Here is a 25,286-nt window from a genome sequence, read left to right as displayed (position 1 = left end):
TTGGATACCCATTTCGGACAAAGCCCCGTGGACGTGACCCCCAACGAACCGGCCCCCCGTGACCTGACGGCTCCGGGCGACGACCTCGTGCTGCCCTTCGCCATTGAAGGCATGGATGTGCGCGGCCGCCTGGCCCGCATCGGCCCGGTGATCAGCGATATTCTCGGCCGCCACGATTATCCGGCCGCCGTGTCCCGCCTGCTGGGCGAGGCCCTGCTGCTTGCCTCCATGCTCGGCACGGCGCTGAAGCTCGATGGCCGCTTCACGGTGCAGATGTCGAGCAACGGCCCGGTGGACATGCTGGTCGCCGACATGACCAAGGATGGGGGCCTGCGCGGCTACGCCCATTTTGACCGTGACAAGGTCGAGGCACTCGGCAGCGCGGCCCCGAAGCTGGCTGACCTTGTCGGCACCGGCAGCCTGGCGCTCACCGTTGATCAGGGCCCCGGCCGCAATTCCTATCAGGGCGTGGTGCCGCTCGAGGGCGACAGCCTGTCCGCCTGCGGGGAAGCCTATTTCCGCCGCTCCGAGCAATTGCCCACCCTGATCCGCCTTGTCGTCGCCGAGACCATGCAGCGTGATGCCGACGGCCATGCGGGCGGCGGCTGGCGTGCCGGCGGCATCATGATCCAGCATATGCCCGCCGATGGCGGCTATGTGCGCGATGCCCATCCCGGCGACGCGCCGGACGGCTCTGAGCCCGCGCAGGACGATGCCGAAGAGGACGACAACTGGAACCGCGCCCGCATCCTCATGGAGACGGTCGAGGACCATGAGCTTGTCGATCCCGGCCTTGCCGCTGAAACCCTGCTCTACCGCCTCTATCACGAAGACGGCGTGCGGGTGTTCTCCGAGCACCCCTTGAGCTTCTCATGCCGCTGCTCGCAGGAGTACATTGCCGGTGTCCTCAAGGGATTCGGCGAAGATGAGCTCGCCGACATGTACACGGAAGACGGTCTGATCGAGGTGCGATGTGAGTTCTGCAGCAGCAACTACACCTTCAAGCCGGAGGAAGTATCCGGCGCTTGAACGGCTGGTGGTGATGCTGGCGGCAAGCCTGCTGCTGGCGGGCTGCCTGGCGACCACGGCCCCGCCGCAGGGCCCCGTCAACGCCACGCTCACCTTCGGCCACACCGAGGTGATGGCGCTGGACGTCGCCGAGATCGACCTCGCGGAAGCCTGGCAGCAGCCCGGCCAGCCGCCCCATATCGGCCATCTCGTGCCCAACAACCCGGTGCGCATCATCCGCACCTGGACGCGTGACCGCCTGCGGGCCGTGCCCGGCGGTCCCGGCGCCGCCGATGGCAGCCTGCTGCGCGTCACCCTGCTCGATGGCTCGGTGACGGAAAAGCCCTTGCCGGTGGAAAAGGGTGTTGAAGGCTTCTTCAAGGATCAGGCGGACACGCGCATCGAAGCCGTCTGTGAAGTGGCGGTTGATCTCATCGACCCGGTCACAGGCCGTATCGGCGGCATCAGCGTGAAGGTGGAAGGCAAGCGCGACATCCTTGAAAGCGCCAGCCTCAATGAGCGCGACCGCATCCGTTTTGCGCTGATGGAGGAGATTGCCACCTCGCTCAATCAGGAGCTTGAAAACGGCATCCGCGCCGAGTTGGGCTACATCATCCGGCGCTGATGTGGTCCACCAGGCGGCTCAGGAAGTCGTCACAGGCCTCAAGCTGTTTCGTCTCGACCCATTCATCCGGCTTGTGCGCCTGCAGGATGCTGCCGGGCCCGCATACCAGCGTGGGAATACCGACTTCCTGGAACAGCCCGGCCTCCGTGGCATAGGACACAGCCTCCCGGTCATTGCGTCCCGCCAGCATCATCACCGCCGTTTCCAGCGGCGACGCGTCGTCGCTGGGCTTTAGGCCCGGTGCCTGCGCCAGCGTCTCGATGCGAATGTCCGCCTGCGGATAAACAGCCCGCATGTCCGGCAGCAGCGTTTCGTCGGCGAAGCGGCGCAGGCGCGTGCTGATCTCGTCCACGTCCTGGTCGGGCAGGGTGCGGTGCTCGAAAGTAAACCAGCAATGGCGCGGCACGATATTGGTGGCGGTGCCACCGCCGATGCGGCCCACCGACAGGGTGGTGTAGGGCGGCTGAAAGCGGCCTGAGGCATCCCCCCGCGCTTTCATCTCTTCGGCGATCTCACCCAGGAACGCGATCATCCGGGCTGCCGCCATAATGGCGTTCACGCCCTTGTCGGTCTGGCTTGAATGATATTCGAGGCCTGTCACTTCCACCCGGAAGGAGCGGATGCCCTTGTGCGCGTCCACGACAGCCATGTCCGTCGGCTCGCCGACAATGACAAGGCCCGGCTTGGGCAGGTGCCCGGCCAGATGCTCGATCATCGGCCGCACGCCCAGACATCCGATTTCCTCATCATAGGAAAAGGCGAAATGGACGGGCCGCGACAGCTTTGCCGCTGAGAGTTTCGGCAACTGCGCCAGCGCGCAGGCAATAAAGCCCTTCATGTCCGACGTGCCGCGGCCGAAATACTTGCCGTCCTTCTCCACCATGTCGAACGGGTCGCTCGACCAGTCCTGATCTTCCACCGGCACCACATCCGTATGTCCGGACAGCACGATCCCGTCCGGCCCGTCGCCGCCGATGGTGCCGTACAGATTGGCCTTTGTGCCGTCCTCATTGGGGATCAGCTCGTAGCGCATGCCGTAGCGGTCCATCAGCCCGGTCACGAAGTCCACCAGCGCCAGATTGCTCAGATGGCTCGTCGTGTCGAAAGCGATGAGCTGGCGCAGCAGTGCCGGCGCGGTCATGGAAATGTCGGACCCGGTCATGAAACAACCCCGTTTGCCGTCAAAAAAGCCGGATCCGGCCTCATCGCCCCTTCAGCAAGGGAAAGGCGACGGATCATGCCGGATCGCGGCGTTCAATACGTCTGAAAGCCCCCAAATTCCCGGAAAAACCCGTGAATTTGCTGAAACCATTGGTGGGCTTTGGGTCGTATACCATGTCTGATGGCGTGAATGCCGGGTGCATTTGGGCCGGGATGCGGCTTTCTGGCGGCTTACGGTTCATCTTTGCCGCCGCATAATGCGTGCGATCCGCCGCCATGCGGCCGCCGGAATGGCAGCAGAAGACGCCTTTGGGAAGGAAGACGGATGAGTTTGGGCCGGTATGAGGATGACGACCGCAGCCCCCGCGGCGATGCCCGCGCGGTGGAGCGCCGGCGCCCCGGCTATCCCGATGAGGCGCTGACACCGGAAGACGCCCCCCGCCGCCCGTGGTGGCGCCGCTTCATGCCGCTGCTCATCCTCGCGGGCGCCATCGGCATCTTCATGGTGCTGCGCGCCACCCAGCCGACGCTCACCCCCGAGCCGCCGGAGGAGCGCAGCTGGACCGTGCGCGCCGCCGCCGTCACCTTCACCGACATCCAGCCGCAATTACAGGTCTTCGGCGAGGTTGTCGCCGGTCGCAAGGTGGAGCTGCGCGCGCTCGTCGCCGGCGAAATCCTCGAGACCGGCGAAAACTTCCGGGAAGGCGGCATCGTCTCCACCGGTGACACGCTGGTGCTGATTGACCCGTTCGATTATGAAGCCGCCCGCGATGACGCCGTGGCTTCCCTTTCAGAGGGCAAGGCCCGCCTTGCCGAGATCAAGGCCCGCGCGGCCTTGGAGGACGAAGCACTGGCCAATGCCCGCCAGCAGCTCACCATCCGCCAGCGCGACCTCAACCGCGCCGTCCGCCTGTCGAAGTCCGGCAACATCTCCCAGGCCACGGTGGACGACCGCCGCCTCGCTGTCGCCCAGCAGCAGGCGCAGGTGGACCAGCGCGAAAGCAATGTGGCGCAGGAACTGTCCCGCGTGGAGCAGCAGGAGGCCGTGATCCAGCGTCTCGAAGTGGCCCTGCGCCGCGCCGAGCGCGATCTCGGCAACACGCGCATTGTCGCGCCGTTCACGGGCTTTGTCGGCTCCGTCGCTGCCGAGCAGGGCAAGCGCGTGGGCCTCAACGACCGGCTGGCAGATCTGACGGATGCGGATCGTCTGGAAGCCCGCTTTACCCTGACCGATGCCCAATATGGCCGCATCATCGCCGCCGAGGGCCGGGTCACCGGCCGCCCGGCCACCGTGCTGTGGCGCGTCGGCGGGCGCACGCTGGAATACACCGCCACCATCGAGCGCGTGGGGGCGGAAATCTCCGCAGCCTCCGGCGGCGTTGAAGCCTTTGCCCGCCTCGAGACCAAGGGAACCGAAACCCCGCTGCGCCCGGGTGCCTTCGTTGAAGTGCGCCTTCCCGACACCCGCTACACCCAGGTGGCCTTGCTGCCGGAGACCGCGCTGTTTGACGGCGACACCATCTACGCCATCGTCGACGGGCGCCTCGAGCCGCGCAAGGTAGAGGTCGCCACCCGCACGCCGGAGGGCATCCTGGTGTCCGGCAACCTGGCCGAGGGCGACCAGGTGCTGGTCACCCGCTTCAACGAGGCCGGCCCCGGCGTCCGTGTCGATATCCAGTCCGGCGGAGCCTGAGCGCCATGAGCGACCATCAGCCCTTCGGACCGGACCAGGCCCCGCGCCGCATTGCCGATGCGGACCGGCCCAGCGGTCTGCTCGGCTTCTTCGTCACGCACCGCAATGCGGCCAATCTGCTGATGGGCATGCTGCTGGTGGCGGGCTTCTACGCGCTCACCCAGCTCAACACGCAGTTCTTTCCGAAGACGGAAATTCCGACCATTTCCCTTTCCATCATCTGGCCCGGCGCCAGCGCCGAGGACGTGGAAGGCAACATCATCGATGCCATCGAGCCGGAGGTGCGCTTCCTCGACGGGGTGGACAAGGTGCAGAGCTATGCCCGTGAGGGCGTCGCTCAGGTGGTGATCGAATTCACCTCCAGCACCGACATGCAGAAGGCCCAGGCCGATGTGGAGCAGGCCGTCTCCAGCATCACCACCCTGCCGGAAGACAGCGAACGCCCCACCATCAGCCGCGCCATCTTCTATGAATCCGTGGCAGCGCTCGCCATCTCCGGCCCCTTCACTGAAAGCGCCCTGCGCGCCTACGCCAAGGACATCCGCGACGTGCTGCTAGATGCCGGTGCCGACCGCGTGGTGATGACCGGCGTGCGCGACCCGGAGCTGGTGGTGGAGATCGCCGAGGCGGACCTGCGGCGGCTGGACCTGTCCGTCGCCGATGTCGCAGGCCGCATCCGCCAGATAAGCCAGGACCTGCCTTCCGGCACGCTGGAAGGCGCGCAGGAAAAGCAGCTGCGCTCCATCGGCCTTGCCACTGATGCGGGTGCGCTCGGCAAGATCGAGCTCAAATCCCTCGGCACCGGCGAGAAGGTGCGCCTCGAAGACGTGGCGATGATCCGCGACGGCTTCGATGAGGATCAGCCCACCGGCCTGCGCAACGGCGATCTCGCCATCAAGCTCGATATCCAGCGCGCGCTGACCGCTGACACGCTGGAAGTGCAGGCAAGTGTCGAGACGGCCCTGAAGGAGCTGAAGCCCACCCTGCCGCCGACCCTGCGGATCGAGATGTTCGACGTGCAGGCGGACCTGGTGGTGGACCGCATCATGCTGCTGGTGAAAAACGGTGTCGGCGGTCTCGTGCTGGTGCTGGTCATCCTCTTCGTATTTCTCAATGCCCGCGTCGCCTTCTGGGTCTCCGCCGGCATTCCCGTGGCGATGATGGCCACCCTGGCGGCCATGCTCGCCACCGGCCAGTCCATCAACATGATTTCGCTCTTTGCGCTGATCATGACCATCGGCATCATTGTCGATGACGCGATTGTGGTGGGCGAGCATGCCACGACCCTGAGAGAGCGCGGCTACCCGCCCACCGTCGCAGCCTATCTCGGCGGTCGCCGCATGTTCGGCCCCGTGCTCGCGGCCATTCTCACCACGGTCGCGGCCTTCGCGCCGGTGCTGCTAATCGGCGATATCATCGGCCAGCTTCTTTCCGCCATGCCCATGGTGGTTATGGCGGTGATGGCCGCCAGCCTCATCGAATGCTTCCTGGTGCTGCCCGGCCACATGCGCCACGCGCTGGAAGGCCCGATGACGCAGAGCCGGTTCCATATCTGGTTCAACCGCCACCTGGATGCGTTCCGCACCGGCCCCTTCCGCCGCCTGATCGCCAGCGCCTACGACAACCGCTACACCACGGTATCGCTCGCCATCGCCGCCTTTATCATCTGCATCGGCCTGATGGTGACAGGCCGCGTCGGCTTCCAGTTCTTCCCCTCGCCGGAGGCCGACACGGTGACCGCGTCGGTTGTCTTCGCCCCCGGCACGCCGCGCGAGGTGACCGCCGACGCCCTCGGCCAGATCGACGAAGCGCTCGCCCGCGCCGAAGAGAAGCTCGCCGGCGAGCGCGGCGCGCTCACCCGCATGGCCTATGGCACCGTCGGCCAGACCGGTGGCTCCTTCAGCGTCACGTCCGGCGACAATCGCGGCAATCTGCAGGTGGAACTGCTCGCTTCCGAGCTGCGCACCGTCCGCACCCGCGACGTGATTGAGGCCTGGCGCGCTGAGCTGCCGGACCTGCCGGGCATTGAGCGCATTGCCCTCACCGAGCGCCAGGGCGGGCCGCCGGGCCGCGACCTCGACATCCGCCTCACCGGCGGCAATCCCCGCACCCTCAAGGAAGCCGCCCTCGAAGTGCGCGACCTGCTGGCCACTTTTGAGGGCGTGTCAGACATCGAGGATGACTTGCCCTACGGCAAGCAAGAGCTGGTGCTGGAAGTCAGCCCGCGCGGGGCGGCCCTCGGCTTCACCACCGAAAGCGTCGGCCGCCAGGTGCGCAACGCGTTCGAAGGTGCCATCGCCAAGCGCTTCGCGCGCCAGGAAGAGGAAGTGACCGTCCGCGTACAGCTGCCGGAAGGTGAGCGCACCCGCGCGCTGGAGGAGCTTTATCTGCGTACGCCCACGGGCCAGGAGGTGGCGCTCACCGAAGTGGTCACCATCCGTGAGCAGCAGGGCTTCTCCCGCCTGCGCCGGGAAGACGGCAAGAGCTTCGTGTCGGTAACCGCCGAAGTGGACGCCACCGTCACCAATTCCAACCAGGTCGTCGCCGCCTTGCGCACCAGCGGCCTGCCGGAGATCGCCGCGAAATACAATCTCGCCTTCGATTTCTCCGGACGCGCCGAGGAGCAGGCGGAAGCCTTTGGCGATCTCGGTCTCGGCGCGCAGATGGCGCTCATTGCCATCTACATCATCCTCGCCTGGGTCTTCGCCTCCTATGTGCGGCCGATCGTTGTGATGTCGATCATTCCCTTCGGCCTTGTCGGCGCGGTGCTGGGCCACCTCGTCATGGGCTTTGACCTCACGCTCCTGAGCTTTGTGGCCCTGCTCGGCCTTGCCGGCATTCTGGTCAACGACTCCATCATCCTCGTGGACCAGATCGACAACCGCATGGATGAGGGCGACGACGTGCGTGCGGCCGTGATCGGCGGCGTGCAGGACCGTCTGCGCGCGGTGCTGCTCACCTCGCTCACCACCGTTGGTGGCCTCGCACCGCTCCTGTTTGAAACCAGCCTGCAGGCCCAGTTCCTGCTGCCCATGGCCATCACGCTGGCCTGGGGTCTGGCCACCGCCACCTTCCTGGTGCTGCTGGTGGTGCCGGCCGTGCTGGGTATCCAGGAGGATGTGCGCCGCCGCTTCGGCCGCAAGCGTTCGGCCCGCGTCATCGACGTGGATGCGGAAGCCATCGAGGATGCTGAAAACGGAACGGGGGATAACGGCAATATCCGCCGCATCCCCCGCCCTGGTGAGTAGTGTCCTGGTGAGTAATATTCCGTATGCGCCCTACCAGTGAATGCCGCGGGTAAGCGCGGCCAGCGCCACGGCTTCGTTGCTGGGCGTATGCGGCTTGCCTTCCCCGGGCTCGCCCTTGGCGGCGGCAGAATCCGGGAACAGCCGGTAGGTCGTGTTGAACACCGTGTTCATCGCCTTCGGCGCCAGCGCCCACAGCACCTGCGCAAAGGTACCCAGGCGGGTGCTCACGCTTGTCGGTTTCTCGACGATGGCCTTGGCGATCAGCCCCGCCGCCTCGTCCGGCGACAGGGTGGGCACGTGGTCATACATCTTGGTGGGCGCGATCATCGGTGTACGGACCAGCGGCATATAGACATTCGAGAAGTGAATGTTGTTGTGCTGGAACTCCGGTGCCGCGCAGGAGGAGAACGCCCCCAGTGCCGCCTTCGATGCCACATAGGCCGAGAAGCGCGGCTGGTTGGCCTGCACGCCGATCGACAGGATGTTCACGATGGTGCCGCCGTTCTGCTCCACCATGTGCGGCAGGAAGCCCATGATCAGCCGCAGCGCGCCGAAATAGTTGAGCTGCATCGTGCGTTCGAAATCATGGAAACGGTCATAGGACAGGTGCACCGAGCGGCGGATTGACCGGCCGGCATTGTTGACCAGCACATCCACCCGGCCCAGATCGTCGATCACCTTCTTCACGAAGGCATCACAGCTGTCGATCTCCGCAGCATCAAGCTGGTAGGCATGGACCTCGCCGCCATTGCCGCGCGCCTTTTTCTTCAGCAGCGCTTTTGTCTCCGCTAGGTTCTCCGGCGTGCGGGCGGCAATCACGGTGACGGCACCGGCCGCCACCAGCTTCTCGGCAATTGCCAGGCCGATGCCGGAGGTGGCACCGGTCACCACCACCACCTTGCCCTTCACGGCACCGGACAGGGTGCGGTTCTGGAACAGGGACGGGTCGAGATTGCGCTCCCAGTAATCCCACAGCACCGGCGCATAGTCGCGCAGTTGCGGACAGGAAATGCCCGACCCCTTCAGTGCCGCCTGGGTGTCGCGGCTGTCGAACTTGGTGGGGTAGTTGAAGAATTTGAGCGTGGCCCGCGGAATGCCGAGATCCGACAGCACCCCGTCGGTGATGGTGCGTACCGGCGGCAGGTTCTTGATCCCGTCGCGCACCGCCTTGGGAATGAAGCCGAACAGGCCTGCGTCGATCCGCATGGCGAATTCCGGCCCGTGGCCCGCCCGCGCAAATGTGTTGAGCACGTCACCCACCGGCATGCTGTCCGGGTTGGTGAGGTGGAAGGTCTTGCCGTTGAGGCCCGCCTTGTGGGCGATGTGGTCCATGGCGTCGGCCACGAAATCCACCGGCACGATGTTCATGTGCCCGCCTTCAAGCCCCACCAGCGACAGCCAGCGCGGCAGCGCGTTGCGCAGGCGCTGCAGCATCTTGAAGAAGAAATAGGGCCCGTCGATCTTGTCGATAAAGCCGGTCTTGGAATGGCCCACCACGATGCCCGGCCGGTAGATGCGCCAGGGGACGGTGCATTCCTCGCGCACCACTTTTTCGGAATCATGCTTGGTGCGGAAATAGGGATGGTTGTCCTCTTCCCACTCCTCAAACATGTCCTCGCGCCAATAGCCCCTGAACAGGCCAGCCGCGGCGATGGAACTTGTGTGGTGGAAGCATTTGGCCTTCACCGCCTCCGCGAAGGTCACCGCATTGCGCGTGCCGTCCACATTGGCCGTGATCTGGCTGGCGGCGTCCTCATTGGCGATGTCGTAGATGGCGGCGAGGTGGAAGACATTGCCGATCTTCCCCGACAGGGCCGTGATCTGCTTGGGGCTCACTCCCAGCCGCGCCTTGCCGAGGTCACCGGTCACCGGGATGATGCGCTTGTCGGCGTCGGGATACTTCTCCGACAGCTCCTCAATCAGTGCTTTCAGCTTGCCCTTGGAGCCGGACCGTACCAGCACGTGGATCTTGCCCTTGCGCGCAAGGAGCTTCTCCACCAGGTGTCGGCCAATAAAGCCGGTCGCGCCCGTTACAAAACTGTCCATCAAAGCCTCCCCGATGCGGACATATGTCTGGGGGCAGGCTCTTCACGGCACCACCTCCCGGTTCTTGCCTGAAAGACTAGAGCAATTGCAGGAAAAGTGGCCACCGGTTTTCCGTCCGCGATTGCGACAAGGGGGAAAAGCGCAATTGCAGGAAAAGTGGCCACCGGTTTTCCGTCCGCGATTGCGACAAGGGGGAAAAGCGCAATTGCAGGAAAAGTGGCCACCGGTTTTCCGTCCGCGATTGCGACAAGGGAAAAACTGCAATTGCAGGAAAAGTGGCCACCGGTCTTCGGTGAGCGTGTGTCAGGAGCGCCAGAACACCGGCGACAGCAGGATGAGCACGGTGAACAGCTCAAGCCGCCCCAGCAGCATGCCGAGCGACATCAGCCATTTGGCAGCGTCCGGAAGTCCGGCGAAATTGCCTGAGGGGCCCACTTCCGCGCCGAGCCCCGGCCCCACATTGGCGATCGACGTCGCCGCCGCCGACAGGGCCGTCACCGGGTCGAGGCCGGTGAAGGTCAAAAGCAGGGCCAGCGTGCCGAAACAGGCGATAAACAGGAAGAAGAAGCTCATCACCGAGGCGGAGACATTCTCCGGAATTGCCCGGCGGTTGTATTTCGGGATGAACACCCCGTGCGGATAGATCATCCGGCGCAGATGGCTCAGCGCCACCGCCGTGATTACCTGCACGCGGAAGATCTTGAGCCCGCAGGATGTGGAGCCTGAGCAGCCGCCGATGAACATCAGTGTAAAGAACACGATGCTGGCAAACGGCCCCCAGGAACCATAATCCTCGGTGGCGTAGCCCGTGCCAGTCAGGATCGACACCACGTTGAAGATCGACGCGCGCAGCCGCTCTTCAACATCCACCCCCGGCTGCTGCAGCATCTGGTAGGTCACCATCGCCGCTGTGGCCACCAGGATGATGCCGATGAAGGTCTGCACCTGCGTGTCGCGGAAAAGGGGTGATGCCTTGCCGCGCAGCGCCTGGATATAGAGCACGAAGGGCAGGCTGCCGAAGATCATGCCGGCGGTGATGATGTAGTGGATGAGCCCGCTGTCGAACGCGCCCACCGACGCGTCGCGAGTGGAATAACCGCCCGTGGCGATGGTTGTCATCGCGTGGTTGATGCCGTCAAAGAAGCTCATCCCCGCAGCCCACAGGGCGATTGCGGCCAGCACGGTGAAGCTCACATAGACAACGGTGATCGAGCCCGCTAGGGCGGCGGCGCTGGGCAGCACCTTTTCCGGCGTGTCGAAGGCTTCCACCTTGAACATCTGCATGCCGCCCACCTGCAGGATCGGTAGGATGGAGACCGCCATCACGATGATACCGATGCCCCCGAGCCATTGCAGCAGCGACCGCCACAGCAGCAGCCCCGGCGGCGTCGTGTCGAGGCCGGAGATGACCGTCGAGCCCGTCGTGGTGATGCCCGACATGCTCTCGAAAAACGCGTCGGTGATCGACAGCTGCAATTCGGAAAACAGGAAGGGCAGGGCACCGAAGGTCACCAGCGCCACCCATACCGCCGGCACCAGCACGAAGGCCTGCTTCAGCGTCATGGTGCCCGCGCTGCCCCAGGTCATCAGCGCCATGGAGACACCGAAGAACGAGGTCACCACGGCGGAGGCAAGGAACACCTTCCAGTCCGGGTTGGAGACCGCCGCGTCATACAGCGCCGGCAGCAGCATCGCGATGCCCAGCGTCACGAGCAGGATACCCACCACCAGCACGATGGGGCGGATGTCGAACAGGCCGACGCCGAGAGTGTTGTTGTTGCTGGCAGCAGTCATGACGCGTGATTCATGTGGGCGGCCAGTCTAGATCATCGGACGGGGGCAGCGCATCCGGTCTTCTGCGCCGGGCGCAGGCCGCATGAAGGCTGCGCGCCGTCAGTTCACGCTGCGGTAATCGTGCGGGCTGTCCAGCGAAAACGCCGGGATGGTGACGTCGAACCGGTCGCCATTGCCCGCAACCATGCCATAGGTGCCCGACATGATGCCCGACGGGGTCGGCAGCGGCGCACCGGAGGAATACTCGAAGCATTCCCCCGGCTCGATTACCGGCTGCTCGCCCACCACGCCGTCGCCGCGCACTTCCTGCACACGGCCGAAGGCGTCGGTGATGCGCCAGTAGCGGTCGGTGAGCTGCACCGTCTCGCTGCCTTCGTTTTCGATCTCCACCTCATAGGCCCACACATAATGGTCCTCGGAGGGTTCCGACTGGTCGTCCAGATAGATCGGACGCACGCGCACGCGGATGCCGCGCGTCAGCGCATCGTAGAAGAACTCCTGGTCCTCCGCCGCGCCGTCGAAGTCCGCATCGGCGAATTCCATGAAAATCGGGTCTTCCATATCTGCAGGCGTCCTTTGTATCCGTCGGACCGGGCAGGCTGCCCCCACGTGGTGCGGGTCAGGCAGCATCCAGCGCCAGGCCGAGATCCTCTGTCAGGTCAGCGGCATCTTCAAGACCGACCGAAAGGCGCAGCATGGCATCAGAGATGCCCAGTTCCGCACGCGCTTCCGGCGTCAGCCGCTGGTGGGTTGTGGTGGCGGGATGCGTGATCAGGCTCTTCGCATCGCCGAGATTGTTGCTGATCTTGATGACTTCAAGCCGGTTGGCGAGACGGAATGCCGCCTCCTTGCCGCCCTGAACCTCGAAGGCAATCATGTTGCCGGGCATGTCCATCTGCGCCTTGGCGAGATTGTGCTGCGGGTGATCCGCCCGGCCCGGATAGATCACGCGCGCGATCTTTTCCTGGCTGCCGAGGAAATCGGCGACCGCAATGGCATTCTCGCAGTGACGGCGGACTCGCAAATCCAGTGTCTCCAGGCTCTTGAGCATGACCCAGGCGTTGAACGGGCTCAACGCCGGCCCGGTCTGCCGCAAGAAGTTTGCCAAGTGGTCCGTCACGAATTGATCCGATCCCAGAACCACGCCGCCTAGGCAGCGGCCCTGGCCGTCAATGTGCTTGGTGGCCGAATAAACCACCACATCCGCGCCGAATTCCAAGGGTTTCTGCAGAACCGGCGTCGCGAACACATTGTCCACCACCAGCCGCGCGCCCGCCTCATGTGCGATTTCGGCAACAGCCCTGAGGTCGATCACGTCCAGCGTCGGATTGGTGGGTGTTTCGAGAAAGAACACTTTGGTGTTCGGCTTCCGGGCAGCGCGCCACTGGTCGAGGTCGCAGCCATCCACCAGCGTGCTCTCGATACCGAACCGCGGCAGCAGGTCTTCCACGATGTAGCGGCAGGAGCCGAACAGGGCGCGCGCCGCCACCACATGGTCGCCGGCGGACAGCTGGCACAGCATCGCCGCCGTCACCGCCGCCATGCCCGTGGCCGTGGCGCGGGCCGCTTCCGCCCCTTCCAGCGCGATCATCCGCTCCTCGAACATCCGCACCGTCGGGTTGGCGAAGCGCGAATAGACAAAGCCGTCATCCTCGCCTTTGAAGCGCGCTTCCGCCTGCTCGGCCGTCTCATAGACATAGCCGGAGGTCAGGAACATGGCCTCGGAGGTCTCGCCGAAGGGAGTGCGCAGCGTGCCGCCGTGAACCATCTCGGTCTGCGGGCGCAGCTTGCGGTCTGAGGAAGTGGTGGTGCTGGACTTGCCCATCGGGCCATCTCCTTCAAACGCCCAAAAGAAAACCCGGCCTGTTGCCTGCCATCTGGCGGACCAACATAAAAAGGCCGGGGGGCGCCCGTCCGACCTTTTAGCACGGTTGTTTAACGTGGCCGCAAGCCGGTCGGCTCAAATCACCACGGGATACGCTTGTGAGGGGTCTCGATGGACCGCCCAAGCGACGGCGTGTCATACGCCTCAGCGCAAATTGGGTCAAGCACAGGTGAATCGGTCTATGCTAGAACCCTCATCGACCCACCATTTCTCGCCATTTCCGGGGATTTCGCCCCCAGAGCGTTCATAATCAGCGCCCACATCATCAAAGCCCGCCTCATGACAGCCGCCCCGCGCCCCCTCACCGACACGCCCCCCGGCATCCTGCCCGCGCAGGAGATCGCAGCGCTCGTGGACGAAGGCGTCATCACCTTGGCCCGGCCCCTGGCCCCGCGGCAGATCCAGCCAGCGAGCCTTGACCTGCGCCTGGGCGAGAAGGCCTATCGCGTGCGCGCCAGCTTCCTGCCCGGCCCCGGCGAGCCCGTGGCCCGCAAGCTCGACAGCCTGAAGCTGCACGAGATCGACCTGCGCGACGGTGCGGTGCTGGAAACCGGCTGCGTCTATCTGGTGCCGCTGCTTGAAAGCCTCACGCTTCCGCCGGGCCTTGCCGCCGCCGCCAATCCCAAAAGCTCGACGGGCCGGCTTGATGTCTTTACCCGCGTCATCACCGATGGCGCTGTCGAATTCGACCAGATCGCCGACGGCTATTCAGGCCCGCTTTATGCCGAGATCAGCCCGCGCACCTTCTCAATTCTCGTGCGCACCGGCTCGCGCCTGTCCCAGCTGCGCCTGCGCCAGGGCGAGGCCGCCGTCGCGCCGGACGAGATGCTGCGCCTGCAGGCCGATGAAGGGCTTGTGACCGTGCCGGACGGCTCGCCGTCAGACGCCATCAACGATACCCGCGGCATTGCCCTGAGTGTGGATCTTGTGGGCGAGGGGCCCGAGGGGCTCGTCGGCTATCGCGCCAAACGCCATTCCGGGCTGATCGACGTGGACGCCGTCGGCGCCTGCGACCCGCTTGAGTTCTGGGACCCGGTCCATGTGCGCGGCCAGAACCGCATCATTCTGGACCCGGACGAATTCTACATTCTCGCCAGCCGCGAGGCCGTGCAGATCCCCGCTGACTATGCCGCCGAGATGGTGCCCTATGACCCGCTGGTAGGTGAGTTCCGCGTGCATTATGCGGGCTTCTTTGATCCCGGCTTCGGCGCCGCGGAAGCTGATGGCGCAGGGTCCCGCGCGGTGCTTGAGGTGCGCAGCCACGAGGTGCCCTTCATCCTCGAGCACGGCCAGATCATCGGCCGCCTTGTCTATGAGCACATGACCGCGCGCCCCGCCTCGCTATATGGCCAGGAGCTTGGGTCCAACTATCAGCGCCAGGGCCTCAAGCTCTCCAAGCATTTCGCGGTGCCGGGCCGGTCCCGGTGAAGCGCCGTGCCACCACGGCCACGGGCCTTGCCGCCGCCGCGCTGGCGCTCATCCTCGCGCAGATCATCGGCACCGCCGCGATGCAGGGCCTCGGCCTGCCGATCCCCGGCCCCGTCGCGGGGCTGGTGCTGCTGCTCGGCGTGCTGGCTGTCTCAGGCGGCATCCCGGCGGGCCTCGGGCGTCTGGCCGATCTGCTGCTGCGTCACCTCAACCTGTTCTTCGTGCCCGCAGGCGTCGGGCTGATGGCGCATCTGGCGCTGCTGGCGCGCGACGGGGCGGCGCTCACGGTGGCGATCATCCTGTCGACGCTGGCAGGCCTCGTTGTCGCCGCCGCCGTCTTTCTCTGGGCACGGAACAAAAGCAGCGGGCACGCACCATGATCGCCCTTGCCTGGATCATCGTCACTCTCGTGAGCTATGCAGCCGCCCGCGCGCTCGCCCGCCGCGTCAACGGTCACCCGCTCGCAAACCCGGTGCTGGTTGCGTCCCTCCCGGTGATCGCGCTGATGGTCGCGACCGACACCCCGCATGAGACCTATGCCGAGGGCGGCATCTGGCTGCTGCTGCTTCTCGGCCCGGCCACCGTGGCGCTGGCCATTCCGCTTTACCGCAACTGGCCCAAGGTGCGCGCCGCCGCTGGCCCGCTGCTGCTCGGCATCGCCGCAGGCTCCGTCACGGCGGTCAGTGTCGCGCTGATCTCCGCCTGGGCGCTGGGGGCGAGCATCCCGTCGCTCCTGTCGCTGGCACCCAAATCCGTCACCACCCCCATCGCCATGGGCATCGCGCAGGTGACCGCAGGCCTGCCGTCACTCGCTGCTGCCATCGTCATCGTCACCGGCATTGTCGGCGCGGTGCTCGGCCCCTGGCTGCTCAACCGCCTCGGCATCCGCGACCCGGAGGCCCATGGCGTGGCGCTGGGCACTGCCGCCCATGGCATCGGCACCGCCCGCGCCTTTCAGGAAGGCGAGGAGACGGGCACCTTCTCCGGCGTCGCCATGGGCCTCAACGGCATCGTCACGGCGCTGCTGCTGCCCTGGCTGCTGCTCTGGTTGTTTGGCTGACGCTCCCGCCCTATCTGTTGGTCCATGAGCAAACCCAAGGGCCCAGCCGATTTGCCGCTTCCGGAAACGGAACAGGGTGCCGTCCGCCGCCTCGGAATCGAGCTCGAGTTCGGCGGTCTCACGGCAGCGGATGCCGCTGCCATTGTCGCGGCCAATCTGGGCGGGGACATCGCTGCCCGTGACCGCCACCACAGCAAGGTCATGGGCAGCCGCATCGGCGACATCACTGTCGAGCTGGACACCCGCTGGGCCAAGCCTGATTTCCTCCGCGCCGTCGGGCCCGACTGGCCGGCCCTGCTGCCTGACAACACGCCGGACGACATCCGCCGCGAGCTTGAAGCCCTGCCGGATACGGCCGGTCCGCTGATCGGCGACCTGCTGGATTTCTGGCTGCCCATCGAGGTCATCACCCCGCCCATGCCGCATCCCCATGTGGCCATGCTGCCCGGCCTGTGCGACGCGCTGGCCTCCGCCGGGGCCACGGGCACATCCCGGTCCGTGTTCGGCGGCTTCGGCCTGCACCTCAACCCGGAAGTGGCGCGGCGCGACGCAGCCTATCTCACATCGGTCCTGTCGGCCTATTTGCTGCTGTCCCACTGGCTGCGGCAGCAGACCGGCATCCCGCTGATCCGTCAGCTCGGCCCCTTCATTGATCCGTTCCCGGATGAGTACACGGCGCTCGTCACCGCCGACGATTATGCGCCGGACCTCGAGACCCTGATCGCCGACTACATCGCCCACAACCCCACCCGCAACCGCGAGCTGGACATGCTGCCGGTCTTCGCCTTCCTGAGGGAGGACCAGGTGCGCGATGCCCTGCCGGACGAGAAGATCAACGCGCGCCCCACCTTTCACTACCGCCTGCCCAATTGCCGCCTGGACGAACCGGACTGGTCACCCATCACCGAGTGGAACCGCTGGGTGATGGTGGAGATGCTGGCCGCCGATGACGGGCTGCGCCATGAGGCGGCAGAGGCGTGGCGCAGCGCCCGCAGCCTGCCCGCCCATGTGGTGGCCGCCCTGTCGGGCCGGGAGGGTGCCTGATGCCGGCCGCCCGCACCGGCCCCCGTCGTCCCGCCCGGCCTCGTATCGGCATCACCGGCTCTGTCCGCCGCTGGCCCTTCAAGCGCTGGGTGGATGCTTTCGCCGTCCGCCTGACGGGCGGTGTACCCGTCTCCATGCGGCCGGACTGGGTGGCCGATGTGGAAGCGCTGGACGGGTTCGTCATTACCGGCGGGCTTGATGTGGCGGCGGCCGTCTATGCCGGGACGGCCCGCCCCGACCCGGAAGCAGGCCACAGCCGCGACAGGTTCGAGCTGGCGTTGCTCGACCACGCACTTGAGTGCGGCAAGCCTGTGCTCGGCATCTGTCGGGGCATGCAGCTTCTCAATATCCATGCGGGCGGCACCCTGCATGACAATGTGGCCGACGCCTATCCCCACGCCCCGCCCGTGCGCACCCTGCGTCCGCGCCGCCTCGTCCATGTTACCGCCGACAGCCATCTTGAACGCATCACCGGCACCCGCGCGCTCAAGGTCAACGCTCTGCACGACCAGTCTGTGAAGCAAACAGGCGCGGGCCTGCGCGTCTCAGCCGCCGACCCCTACGGCATTGTCCAGGCGGTGGAAGCCGTGCCGGACACAGACGGCCCGTTCCGCCTCGGCGTCCAGTGGCATCCGGAATGGCTCGTCTGGCAGCACCGCCACCGGGCGCTTTACCGCCATTTCATTGCCGAGGCCCGCGCCCACGCGCAGCACCGCGATGGATCTCAAACCGCCGGTTCCCCGCGCAATCCCGCTTGTCAGACGCCCGCCCGCTGACGTAGGTTCTCGCTCCGCGCTGCCGCGGCGTCGGCGCTGACCGGCCGCGGGTGTAGCTCAATGGTAGAGCAGCAGCTTCCCAAGCTGACGACGAGGGTTCGATTCCCTTCACCCGCTCCAGCGCGCCCCTTTTAAAAAATCCCCGCCCGTAAATGACCATGGCATTGCCTTGGACGCGCCACATTGCGTCCCGCGCATCGCCCCATTGGACGCCCATACCCGGACCCCTGATGTGACGCGCCGGGGCAGGGCTGCCTGCTCCCCCGGCGCATGCCAACAGGGGAGGAGACGTTCATGGTCCTGCATGAACTTGACGGCCGCCTTGCGCGCGCCGGGCTGTTTGCCGCCATCGCCTTTGCCTTGCTGCTGGCGCTCGGCGCCTTCGCCGCGCCGGCTCACGCGAAGTCCGATGCCCTCACCGCCACGGTGAGCTATGACCAGCCGGTCATCCCGCGCGGCGAGCGCGCAACCATCCACATGATGATCGAAATCCACGCCCCGCGGGCTGCCTGGCCGGGTCTTGCCGAACGGCCGCCGGTGAACCTCGCCCTGGTGCTCGACCGCTCCGGCTCCATGGAGGATCGCGGCAAGCTTGATTATGCCAAGCGCGCGGCGAAGAAGATCGTCGACCTGCTGGATCGCCGCGACCGGGTGGCGATCGTTGAATATGACGACGAGATCAATGTTCTCTGGCCGTCCGCGCCGGTGGAGAATGCGCGCGAGATCCACCGCCGTATCGACCGGCTGACCCCGCGCGGCAGCACCAACCTCACAGGCGGCATGCTGCGCGGCGCCGATGAAGTGCTGCGCACCTATGATGCCGACGACCTCACCCGCGTCATCCTGCTGTCCGACGGCCTGGCCAATCAGGGCATCACCGAGCCGCGCGACATCGCCCGCGAAGTACGCCGCGCCCGCCGCGACGGCGTGCGCATTTCGACGATCGGCCTCGGCCTTGATTATGACGAGGACCTCATGCAGTCGATCGCCGAAAACGGCGCCGGCCAGTATCACTATGTGGAGCATCCCAACCAGATCGCCCGCATCTTTGAAGAAGAGCTGTCGACCCTGATCCGTACCACGGCGCGCGACATCCGCCTGCAGCTCGAGGGAGGCGGCGTCATCGAGAAGATCGAGATCCTTTCCGACGACGTGGACGATGCCCGCGATATGGCCCTGGGCGACATGTTCGCCGGGGAGACGCGGACCCTGCTGCTGCGCCTTGAGCTGGATGCCGCCGATGTCGCCGCTCTTGCCTTGGGCGACATGGACGTCACCTTCACCGATGCCCGCACCGGTGAGACGCACGTCCTGTCCGTCCCGGTGACCCTGCGTACCAGCGATGATGCTGAGGTGATCAGGAAGGCCAGCAACGAGGCCGTCGCCGTCGAGGCCGCCCTCGTCAAGGCGGAGCGGGCGCATCTTGAAGCTGTTGCAGCCTTCGAGGCCGGAGACCGCGCCAAGGCCGAAAGCCTGATGACGATCCTGTCCGACACGGTTTCCGGCCAGGCCGCCGCCTATGATGACGGCCGCCTTGCCGCCAAGCTGGAGGCGCTGGACGTGGAGCGCGAGCAGATGGCAAGCGCGGCCGCGCCCGACGCGCAGGCCGCCTACCTCAAGAGTACCAAGCAGCGCCTCTACCAGGCCAAGTCCGGCAAGCGGGCGGGCTATCAGCTGGAGGTGGGCGATGAGGGCCTTGAGGTCGAACGCCTGCAGCAGGCGCTGGCCGATGCGGGCTATTGGGCCGGTCCCGTCGATGGGACCTATACGGAAGATCTCAAATCCGCGGTCGACAGCTACCAGGCCGCCCAGGGCCTGAAGCGCGACGGCGTTGCCGGACCTTCAACACTGCAGGGGCTGGGGCTCTACTAGTCAGCCGGCACCCGGACTGCCTGGTCCGTATCCACCCCATCCTCCTGCAGTGCTGAATGCCGGGCCAGTTGCGCCAGTTGCGCGCGGCTGGCCCGGCTTATGGCATGCCGGGTCTTCTCCCAGTAATGCGGCTTTGTCGCGAGCTGCCACATGGCGAGATAGGCCCCCGCCGACAAAAGCGGCCAGTAGAAGATGATCGAAAACACGTAAGGAATGAGGTCGCGGTTTGCCCGCTGGCGCACCGCCACGATGCCCGCCGCCACCGATACCAGATAGCCGCCGGTCAGCAGCGTCATGTTGAACAGGATGAGCAGCATCGGCACGCCGGGTGCGGTCATCAGCGCCAGTGCCGAGCCGTTGAGCATCAGCCCGACGGCGGCGGCGATCCACACCAGCGGGTGGGCGAGGGCGGAGATCAGCGACCCGCCGATCATCAGCTGGAAGCCGAGAAACCCCGTCGGCCCGAGGCTGCGCCACAGGCCCGCAGGATCGCGCATATGCACCATCCATGTCTGCGCATAGCCCTTGAGCCAGCGTGACCGCTGCCGCAGCCAGTTGCCCAACTCGCAATTGGCTTCTTCATAGGTGGTCGAATCCAGGATCGCGCAGCGATAGCCGCGCTGCGCCAGCCGGATGCCGAGATCCGCGTCTTCGGTCACGTTGTACGGGTCCCACGCGCCCACCTCGCGCAACGGCTCGATACGGAAATGGGTGGATGTGCCGCCCAGCGGGATCGGCATGCCCAGCCGTTCGATGGTCGGCAACAGCAGGTCGAACCACATGTTGAACTCGATGGTGAACTGCCGTGTCAGCCAATTCTCCGAGGCGTTGAAGTAGGTCAGCGGTGCCTGCAGACAGGCAATCTCCGGCCCCGCGCGGGCAAACATGGCAACCGCCTTTTTCAGCTGCTGCGGCTCGGGCTGGTCTTCCGCGTCGAAGATGACGACATAGTCGCCGCGCGCAAATTGCAGGGCGTAGTTGCACGCCTTGGGCTTGGTGCGCGGCTGCGACGGTGGCACCAGCACCAGCTCCACATAGGTCTCGAGCCCCAGCTGTTTTGCCATGGCGACGGTATCGCGGTCATCGGCCTCGAGGATCAGCTTGATGTCGAGCTTGGCGCGCGGATAGTCAAGCCGCCGCAGGGCGCGCGCCAGCAGCGGCAGAACCTCCGCCTCCTGATAAAGCGGCACCAGGATCGTATAGACCGGCAGGTCCTGGTCCTCCGGCAAATCATGATCCCGCTGCCGCAGTGCCTGCGCCGCCAGGCCGACGGGGATGGAAACGCCGCGCAGGATCAGGAACGCCAGGAAGAACAGCCCCAGCACCGTGTTGACCACGACCGCCGTCAGCCCCGGCGCTGCCATGACGCCTATAAGCACCGCCATGGCAATCACACCGAACACCATGCCCTGCGCCGGGGTCAGCCCGCTGCGGGCGGAGAATTCCGGTTGCCGCTCATCCAGTGTCAGCTGGGCGCGATGCTGCAGCACGGTTTCAAACTGCCGTTGCAGCGTCCACAGCACATCCAGCCGCGCAGTGATGGCAAAGCCGAACTCGTCTTCCGGCACTGCCAGGCCCAGTGCCCGCCGTTCGGCAATCACGCGTGCCGCCATCAGCGGGTCGGGCGTCGCCAGAACCAGCCGCGTTCCCTCCCGGCGGATGGGGATCGCTTCTGCCGCCTGATAGAAATCAAGATGCTCGGCCTTGAACAGCCGTGTGTCCGGCGGGGTCTTCAGCACGTCGATGAAGGGAAGGTGCAGATGCCGCGCCAGCGCCCCGTAGAGCGCCTGCGGGGAGACGAAGCCCAGCGCCAGCACCGCCTGACCCAGCGGCACGTCCCATGCCGCCGCCGCGTCCAGCGCCTGGACGAGTTGTTGTTCGGAGATCAGCCCGGCGTCCCGCAGCACCGCCCCCAGCGGTTGCCGCAGCGTATCGCCGGCCACGGGTCGGTCCGCCACGGCCTACCTTCGCATTATTGCCTGCCTGCCCGCGCAGCCTAGCCAATAATCGCAAAAGTAGCAAAAGGTTGTGTAAGTCAAAATCCGCCTTAAAGACGGCCCCGCGCACGAAAAAGCCCGGCTCCGCGCCCTTCAGGGGCGGAACCGGGCTTCATGCCTGTCAGACAGGAATGGGGCTGGCTTACTGAGCCTGGCCTTCCATCGCGTCCTTGGTCTCTTCGGCAGCTTCCTCGACTTCCTCGGCAGCAGCTTCAGCGGCGGCTTCGGTCTCGGCAGCGGCCTCCTCGGCAGCTTCCTCAGTCGCAGCAGCGGCGTCCTCGACAGCGGCCTCGGCTTCAGCAGCGGCGTTTTCCGCCCCGGCTTCGACGTCAGCGGCAGCTTCTTCGGCACCGGCTTCGGCGTCAGCGGCCATATCCTCGGCAGCTTCTTCAGCTTCGGCAGCCTCGTCGGACGCGGCATTCATCGCGTCATTGACGGCTTCCTCGGCGGCATCCGCGGCGTCGCCCGCGGCTTCCATGGTGGCGTCAACGGCGTCGCTCGTGGCTTCGGCAGCGGAATCAGCTGCTTCGCTCACCGCTTCCGAGGCGCTTTCCACGGCGTCGGAAATGGCGTTGCCGGCGTTTTCTTCGTCATTGCTCGCGTCACATGCGGCCAGGCCCAGAGCCAGCGCCGCAGCAGCGGTCAGCGTAAGAGTTTGCTTGATCATCCTGTTTCACCATGTCTCCACCCCGCTCTGGCACCCCGCGCGGTATGGGCATGGCCCCCTGTTGATGTGAAAAAAGCCGCAATACTCACGGCGTAACGACCACTTTGCCGATGACCCGCCTGTCGCGCAACTGGCACATCGCCTCCGCAGCCTGATCCAGCGGGAAACTGGCGTAAACATATGGCCGAATTGTGCCCTTTGCGGCCATCGCATCGATGGCGGCGATGTTTTCGGCACCCTTTTCCGGGTCGCGGCGGCCATATTCGCCCGCCCTTACGCCGACCACGGAGAAACCCTTGATCAGCGGCATGTTGACCGAGATGTCGGGGATGCGCCCGCTGGCAAAGCCGATGACCAGAAGCCGCCCGCCCCAGGCGATGCAGCGCACGCTTTCATCGAACACGTCACCGCCGACCGGGTCATAGATGACATCCGCCCCGCGTCCGCCGGCCAATTCCTTGACCCGGTCCTTGAAGCCGTCCGCCACATTGATCACGTGGTCGGCGCCGCGGTCAGCCAGCACGTCCAGCTTCTCCTGCGAGCTGGCGGTAGCGATCACGGTTGCGCCCATCTGCTTGCCAAGATCAACCGCCGCCATGCCCACGCCGCCGGCCGCGCCATGCACCAGCAGCGTTTCGCCCGCCTCAAGATGGCCGCGCCGCACCAGCGACACATAGGCGGTGAGATAGGCGGTCGTGTAGCCCGCCGCTTCTTCATAGCTCATGGCCTCAGGCATCGCCCGGCAGCTTGCGGCAGGTGTGTTCGCGCCTTCCGCCATGCCGCCGGTGCGCAGCCCCGCCACCACCTTGTCGCCGGGCGCAAAGGCCGAGACGCCGGGGCCGACGGCCACAATATCGCCCGCAGCCTCCATGCCCGGCGTGAACGGCAGCGGCGGCTTGAACTGATATTTGCCCTGCACCATCAAGAGGTCAGGGAAATTGACCGCACACGCACGAATGCGGATCTGCACCTCCCCCTCGCCGGGGGCGGGCAGGTCAATCTCTTCCATGTCCACAGCGGTAATGTCTTCGGACAGCGCGTTGACCCGCACCGCCCGCATCCGGCCCAGCCCTGCGTCCCCGCTCATGAGGCCGCCTGGTCCTGCGTGGCGGCTGTCTGGGAGGGGGAAGGCGAGGGGCGCGTGGAAGCTTCGGCCGCGGCCAGCGCCGTACCGAGATCATCGACGATCTCGATATTCACGTCCTTTGCCCGGCGCGACACCCCGCTCATGGCGGTGAAGCCATGCGGCAGGTCGCCATATTCGCGGAAGGTCACCTTCACGCCCGCGTCTTCCAGGCGCCGCGCATAGGCTTCGCCCTGGTCGCGCAGCGGGTCGAAGCCTGCCGTGTAGATGAGGGCGGGGGGCAGGCCCGCAAGGTCTTCCGTGCGGCCGGGCGAGGCATAGGGCCCCGCCTTGTCCACGTCGCCTGCCATGTAGAGGCCTTCGAAATATTCCATGGTCTGCGTGTCCAGCGGCACGCACTGCCCGCAGCTCTCCATGGAACCGGTCCGGTCAACCGTGTCGACCCACGGATAGATGAGAAGCTGCACGCTCGGGCCCTGTTCGCCCAGCCGCTTCATTTCCTGCGCAACGACGGCGGAGAGATTGCCCCCGGCACTGTCGCCGCCCACGGCCACATTGTCCGGCCGGCCGCCGAACTGGGCCGCGTTGTCACGCACCCATTTGAAGGCGGCGATGGCATCCTGCGCTGCTGCGGGAAACACATGTTCCGGGGCCAGACGATAATCGACGGAAATCACGCCCGCGCCGGTGCGCGCGGAAATCAGCGAACAGAAATGGTCGCAGGTATCAAGATCGCCGATGACGCAGCCGCCCATGTGGAAATAGACCACCAGCGCGTCACTCTGCTTGCCGGTAAGCGGCCAGTAGTGCCGTGCCTGCAGCGGGCCGTCAGGCCCCGGCAGGGTGAGTTCCGTCACCCCCACATCGGAGGAGCGCTTGGCGTTCATCATGGCAAAGCCGGCGCGGGTGGCTTCGCGCGCGTCGGCGGCAGGCATGGTGTGGATGCCCGGACCCTTGCCCGCCTGCGCGGTAAGAAAGCCGACGCCGGGGTCGATTTCGCGGCCATCCACGGTCAGCACCGCGCCCTTGGACATGGAGCGCAGCATGCCCGCAGGCAGGCGCATCATCATGCGTGCAATGAATTGTTGGGCACTCATCAAGCGCCTCCTTCCCGATCAGATCATTCTTGTTCGGGAAGCAGTCTACTTGGTTTCAGGCAGCCTTGGCAGGGCGTTTACGCCGCCGAGGAACAGTTTGGTGGCGAATTCCGCCGCCTCGTCCGCATCGAACGGGTCGCGCGTCTGCATGATGTCGCCCACTTCGAAGGCAATGCCCACGAAAGCGGCGGTCAGATAGTCCGGGTCCACATTGGGCAGCACGCCCTGGGCAATGGCGCGCTCGATGTCGAGATGCAGTTCATCGAACACCGCCACCACTTCCGGCGTATCCATCCGCACACGCATCGCGCCGGACTTGCGGCGGATGATGCGGTGCATCTCCTCGTCCTGGGCGATGTAGTCGAAATAGGCCCTGAAGCTGGCGGAGATGAATTCCTCGAAATTCGCCGCCCGGATACGTTCGGCGCGGATGCGCGGGCGCATCCGCAGGGCGCTGGCGTCCATCAGCGCCTGGAACACTTCTTCCTTCGACTTGAAGTAATTGTAGAAGGTGCCGGAAGCGAGGCCCGTGCGGCGGATGATGTCGCGCACCGTGGTTTCGCCATAGCCGAGCTCGGCAAACACCAGCCGCGCCGCATCAAGAATGGCCTGCCGGTTTTCAGCCTTGGTCCGCTCGCGCTTGCCCATCTGCGACAGCGGACGGGACGGACGGCTGGCCGCACTGCCTGCCGCCGGGCTGGCGGCCGCGCTTGTGGCCGCAAGGGTGGCGTCGGCTGTTTTTGTCGTTGTGCTCACGAAACGCAGGCTCTCTCGGCGATATGTCGGACTTGGAGATCGTCG

At 65.8% G+C, this 25,286-nt stretch carries 21 protein-coding genes, 1 tRNA gene and 1 riboswitch; of the genes, 11 read left to right on the top strand and 11 right to left on the bottom strand.

The annotated features are described in order from the left end of the window. The first annotated feature begins 27 nt into the window (after positions 1-27). Positions 28-1,029 (top strand): Hsp33 family molecular chaperone, encoded by a 1,002-nt coding sequence (locus HG718_RS11535; RefSeq protein WP_244624793.1) that lies wholly within the window; start codon positions 28-30, stop codon positions 1,027-1,029. Then, positions 974-1,633 carry a hypothetical protein gene (locus HG718_RS11530; RefSeq protein WP_160586869.1) on the top strand — a complete coding sequence of 220 codons (660 nt, stop codon included), beginning with the start codon at positions 974-976 and terminating at the stop codon, positions 1,631-1,633. Before HG718_RS11535 ends, HG718_RS11530 begins: the two co-directional genes overlap by 56 nt. On the opposite strand, the gene argE is transcribed toward HG718_RS11530, so the two are convergent. Beyond that, positions 1,620-2,795, bottom strand: a complete 1,176-nt coding sequence (gene argE / locus HG718_RS11525) for an acetylornithine deacetylase (protein ID WP_160586868.1) — start codon at positions 2,793-2,795, stop codon at positions 1,620-1,622. The two genes, HG718_RS11530 and argE, sit on opposite strands and share 14 nt — an antisense overlap. Before the next feature lie 73 nt (positions 2,796-2,868). Further along, entirely contained in the window at positions 2,869-3,072 is a 204-nt protein-coding gene (locus tag HG718_RS11520) for a hypothetical protein (RefSeq protein ID WP_160586867.1), read from the bottom strand. Positions 3,073-3,119: 47 nt separating this feature from the next. Here HG718_RS11520 and HG718_RS11515 point away from each other — a divergent pair, with 47 nt between their 5' ends. Both HG718_RS11515 and HG718_RS11510 read left to right on the top strand, forming a co-directional pair. Beyond that, the gene (locus HG718_RS11515) at positions 3,120-4,487 is read left to right on the top strand and encodes an efflux RND transporter periplasmic adaptor subunit (protein WP_160586866.1); all 1,368 of its coding nucleotides are present in this window, start codon (positions 3,120-3,122) and stop codon (positions 4,485-4,487) included. 5 nt (positions 4,488-4,492) lie between these two features. Beyond that, positions 4,493-7,735 carry an efflux RND transporter permease subunit gene (locus tag HG718_RS11510; protein WP_160586865.1) on the top strand — a complete coding sequence of 1,081 codons (3,243 nt, stop codon included), beginning with the start codon at positions 4,493-4,495 and terminating at the stop codon, positions 7,733-7,735. Positions 7,736-7,765: 30 nt separating this feature from the next. On the opposite strand, the gene HG718_RS11505 is transcribed toward HG718_RS11510, so the two are convergent. The 4 genes from HG718_RS11505 to HG718_RS11490 form a co-directional block, all read right to left on the bottom strand. Beyond that, the gene (locus tag HG718_RS11505) at positions 7,766-9,781 is read right to left on the bottom strand and encodes an SDR family oxidoreductase (protein WP_160586864.1); all 2,016 of its coding nucleotides are present in this window, start codon (positions 9,779-9,781) and stop codon (positions 7,766-7,768) included. A 303-nt stretch (positions 9,782-10,084) separates the two neighbouring features. Then, positions 10,085-11,575: a TrkH family potassium uptake protein gene (locus tag HG718_RS11500; RefSeq protein WP_205345627.1), complete on the bottom strand. Its 1,491-nt coding sequence runs from the start codon at positions 11,573-11,575 to the stop codon at positions 10,085-10,087. 99 nt (positions 11,576-11,674) lie between these two features. Beyond that, positions 11,675-12,118 carry a Co2+/Mg2+ efflux protein ApaG gene (gene apaG, locus HG718_RS11495; protein WP_160586899.1) on the bottom strand — a complete coding sequence of 148 codons (444 nt, stop codon included), beginning with the start codon at positions 12,116-12,118 and terminating at the stop codon, positions 11,675-11,677. Positions 12,119-12,194: 76 nt separating this feature from the next. Beyond that, entirely contained in the window at positions 12,195-13,400 is a 1,206-nt protein-coding gene (locus tag HG718_RS11490; protein ID WP_160586862.1) for an O-succinylhomoserine sulfhydrylase, read from the bottom strand. A gap of 77 nt (positions 13,401-13,477) precedes the next feature. Beyond that, positions 13,478-13,557, bottom strand: a riboswitch (SAM riboswitch). Between the two features lie 182 nt (positions 13,558-13,739). Here HG718_RS11490 and HG718_RS11485 point away from each other — a divergent pair. The 7 genes from HG718_RS11485 to HG718_RS11455 all read left to right on the top strand — a co-directional run bounded on the left by HG718_RS11485 (position 13,740) and on the right by HG718_RS11455 (position 19,640). Then, positions 13,740-14,888, top strand: coding sequence for a 2'-deoxycytidine 5'-triphosphate deaminase (locus HG718_RS11485; RefSeq protein WP_160586861.1), 1,149 nt, complete (start codon positions 13,740-13,742; stop codon positions 14,886-14,888). Beyond that, the gene (locus tag HG718_RS11480) at positions 14,885-15,268 is read left to right on the top strand and encodes a CidA/LrgA family protein (protein ID WP_244624792.1); all 384 of its coding nucleotides are present in this window, start codon (positions 14,885-14,887) and stop codon (positions 15,266-15,268) included. The genes HG718_RS11485 and HG718_RS11480 overlap by 4 nt, the downstream gene beginning before the upstream one ends. Next, complete coding sequence (locus tag HG718_RS11475) at positions 15,265-15,948, top strand: LrgB family protein (protein WP_160586860.1); 684 nt, start codon at positions 15,265-15,267, stop codon at positions 15,946-15,948. Before HG718_RS11480 ends, HG718_RS11475 begins: the two co-directional genes overlap by 4 nt. Positions 15,949-15,972: 24 nt before the next feature. After that, entirely contained in the window at positions 15,973-16,992 is a 1,020-nt protein-coding gene (locus HG718_RS11470) for an amidoligase family protein (protein WP_160586859.1), read from the top strand. Beyond that, a complete protein-coding gene (locus tag HG718_RS11465; RefSeq protein WP_160586858.1) occupies positions 16,992-17,768 on the top strand; it encodes a gamma-glutamyl-gamma-aminobutyrate hydrolase family protein in 777 nt (258 codons plus the stop codon). The genes HG718_RS11470 and HG718_RS11465 overlap by 1 nt, the downstream gene beginning before the upstream one ends. A gap of 46 nt (positions 17,769-17,814) precedes the next feature. Continuing rightward, positions 17,815-17,888: transfer RNA gene (locus tag HG718_RS11460), tRNA-Gly, on the top strand. A 174-nt stretch (positions 17,889-18,062) separates the two neighbouring features. After that, complete coding sequence (locus HG718_RS11455) at positions 18,063-19,640, top strand: VWA domain-containing protein (protein ID WP_160586857.1); 1,578 nt, start codon at positions 18,063-18,065, stop codon at positions 19,638-19,640. Here the strand turns inward: HG718_RS11455 and HG718_RS11450 are convergent. From HG718_RS11450 to HG718_RS11430, 5 genes are all read right to left on the bottom strand, one after another. Then, the gene (locus tag HG718_RS11450) at positions 19,637-21,598 is read right to left on the bottom strand and encodes a glycosyltransferase family 2 protein (protein ID WP_160586856.1); all 1,962 of its coding nucleotides are present in this window, start codon (positions 21,596-21,598) and stop codon (positions 19,637-19,639) included. The genes HG718_RS11455 and HG718_RS11450 overlap by 4 nt on opposite strands. Positions 21,599-21,779: 181 nt before the next feature. After that, positions 21,780-22,304: a hypothetical protein gene (locus HG718_RS11445; protein WP_160586855.1), complete on the bottom strand. Its 525-nt coding sequence runs from the start codon at positions 22,302-22,304 to the stop codon at positions 21,780-21,782. 85 nt (positions 22,305-22,389) lie between these two features. After that, entirely contained in the window at positions 22,390-23,364 is a 975-nt protein-coding gene (locus HG718_RS11440) for an NADPH:quinone oxidoreductase family protein (RefSeq protein WP_160586897.1), read from the bottom strand. 23 nt (positions 23,365-23,387) lie between these two features. Continuing rightward, on the bottom strand, positions 23,388-24,485 hold the full coding sequence (locus HG718_RS11435) for an alpha/beta hydrolase (protein WP_160586854.1): 1,098 nt from the start codon (positions 24,483-24,485) through the stop codon (positions 23,388-23,390). Between the two features lie 45 nt (positions 24,486-24,530). Next, positions 24,531-25,241 (bottom strand): TetR/AcrR family transcriptional regulator, encoded by a 711-nt coding sequence (locus tag HG718_RS11430; protein WP_244624791.1) that lies wholly within the window; start codon positions 25,239-25,241, stop codon positions 24,531-24,533. Positions 25,242-25,286 lie beyond the last annotated feature (45 nt).

The sequence above is a fragment of the Pyruvatibacter mobilis genome, from assembly GCF_012848855.1.
GTDB lineage: Bacteria > Pseudomonadota > Alphaproteobacteria > CGMCC-115125 > CGMCC-115125 > Pyruvatibacter > Pyruvatibacter mobilis.
This window is presented reverse-complemented; position numbering and strand designations above follow the sequence as displayed.

Bases quoted from the DNA above. Each gene is read 5' to 3' on its own strand.
- HG718_RS11445 (WP_160586855.1), bottom strand. From the start codon at position 22,304: ATGATCAAGCAAACTCTTACGCTGACCGCTGCTGCGGCGCTGGCTCTG.
- HG718_RS11485 (WP_160586861.1), top strand. From the start codon at position 13,740: ATGACAGCCGCCCCGCGCCCCCTCACCGACACGCCCCCCGGCATCCTG.
- HG718_RS11505 (WP_160586864.1), bottom strand. From the start codon at position 9,781: ATGGACAGTTTTGTAACGGGCGCGACCGGCTTTATTGGCCGACACCTG.
- HG718_RS11465 (WP_160586858.1), top strand. From the start codon at position 16,992: ATGCCGGCCGCCCGCACCGGCCCCCGTCGTCCCGCCCGGCCTCGTATC.
- HG718_RS11500 (WP_205345627.1), bottom strand. From the start codon at position 11,575: ATGACTGCTGCCAGCAACAACAACACTCTCGGCGTCGGCCTGTTCGAC.
- HG718_RS11510 (WP_160586865.1), top strand. From the start codon at position 4,493: ATGAGCGACCATCAGCCCTTCGGACCGGACCAGGCCCCGCGCCGCATT.
- HG718_RS11455 (WP_160586857.1), top strand. From the start codon at position 18,063: ATGGTCCTGCATGAACTTGACGGCCGCCTTGCGCGCGCCGGGCTGTTT.
- HG718_RS11470 (WP_160586859.1), top strand. From the start codon at position 15,973: ATGAGCAAACCCAAGGGCCCAGCCGATTTGCCGCTTCCGGAAACGGAA.
- HG718_RS11520 (WP_160586867.1), bottom strand. From the start codon at position 3,072: ATGGCGGCGGATCGCACGCATTATGCGGCGGCAAAGATGAACCGTAAG.
- apaG (WP_160586899.1), bottom strand. From the start codon at position 12,118: ATGGAATTCGCCGATGCGGACTTCGACGGCGCGGCGGAGGACCAGGAG.
- HG718_RS11475 (WP_160586860.1), top strand. From the start codon at position 15,265: ATGATCGCCCTTGCCTGGATCATCGTCACTCTCGTGAGCTATGCAGCC.
- HG718_RS11515 (WP_160586866.1), top strand. From the start codon at position 3,120: ATGAGTTTGGGCCGGTATGAGGATGACGACCGCAGCCCCCGCGGCGAT.
- HG718_RS11490 (WP_160586862.1), bottom strand. From the start codon at position 13,400: ATGGGCAAGTCCAGCACCACCACTTCCTCAGACCGCAAGCTGCGCCCG.
- HG718_RS11435 (WP_160586854.1), bottom strand. From the start codon at position 24,485: ATGAGTGCCCAACAATTCATTGCACGCATGATGATGCGCCTGCCTGCG.
- argE (WP_160586868.1), bottom strand. From the start codon at position 2,795: ATGACCGGGTCCGACATTTCCATGACCGCGCCGGCACTGCTGCGCCAG.
- HG718_RS11440 (WP_160586897.1), bottom strand. From the start codon at position 23,364: ATGCGGGCGGTGCGGGTCAACGCGCTGTCCGAAGACATTACCGCTGTG.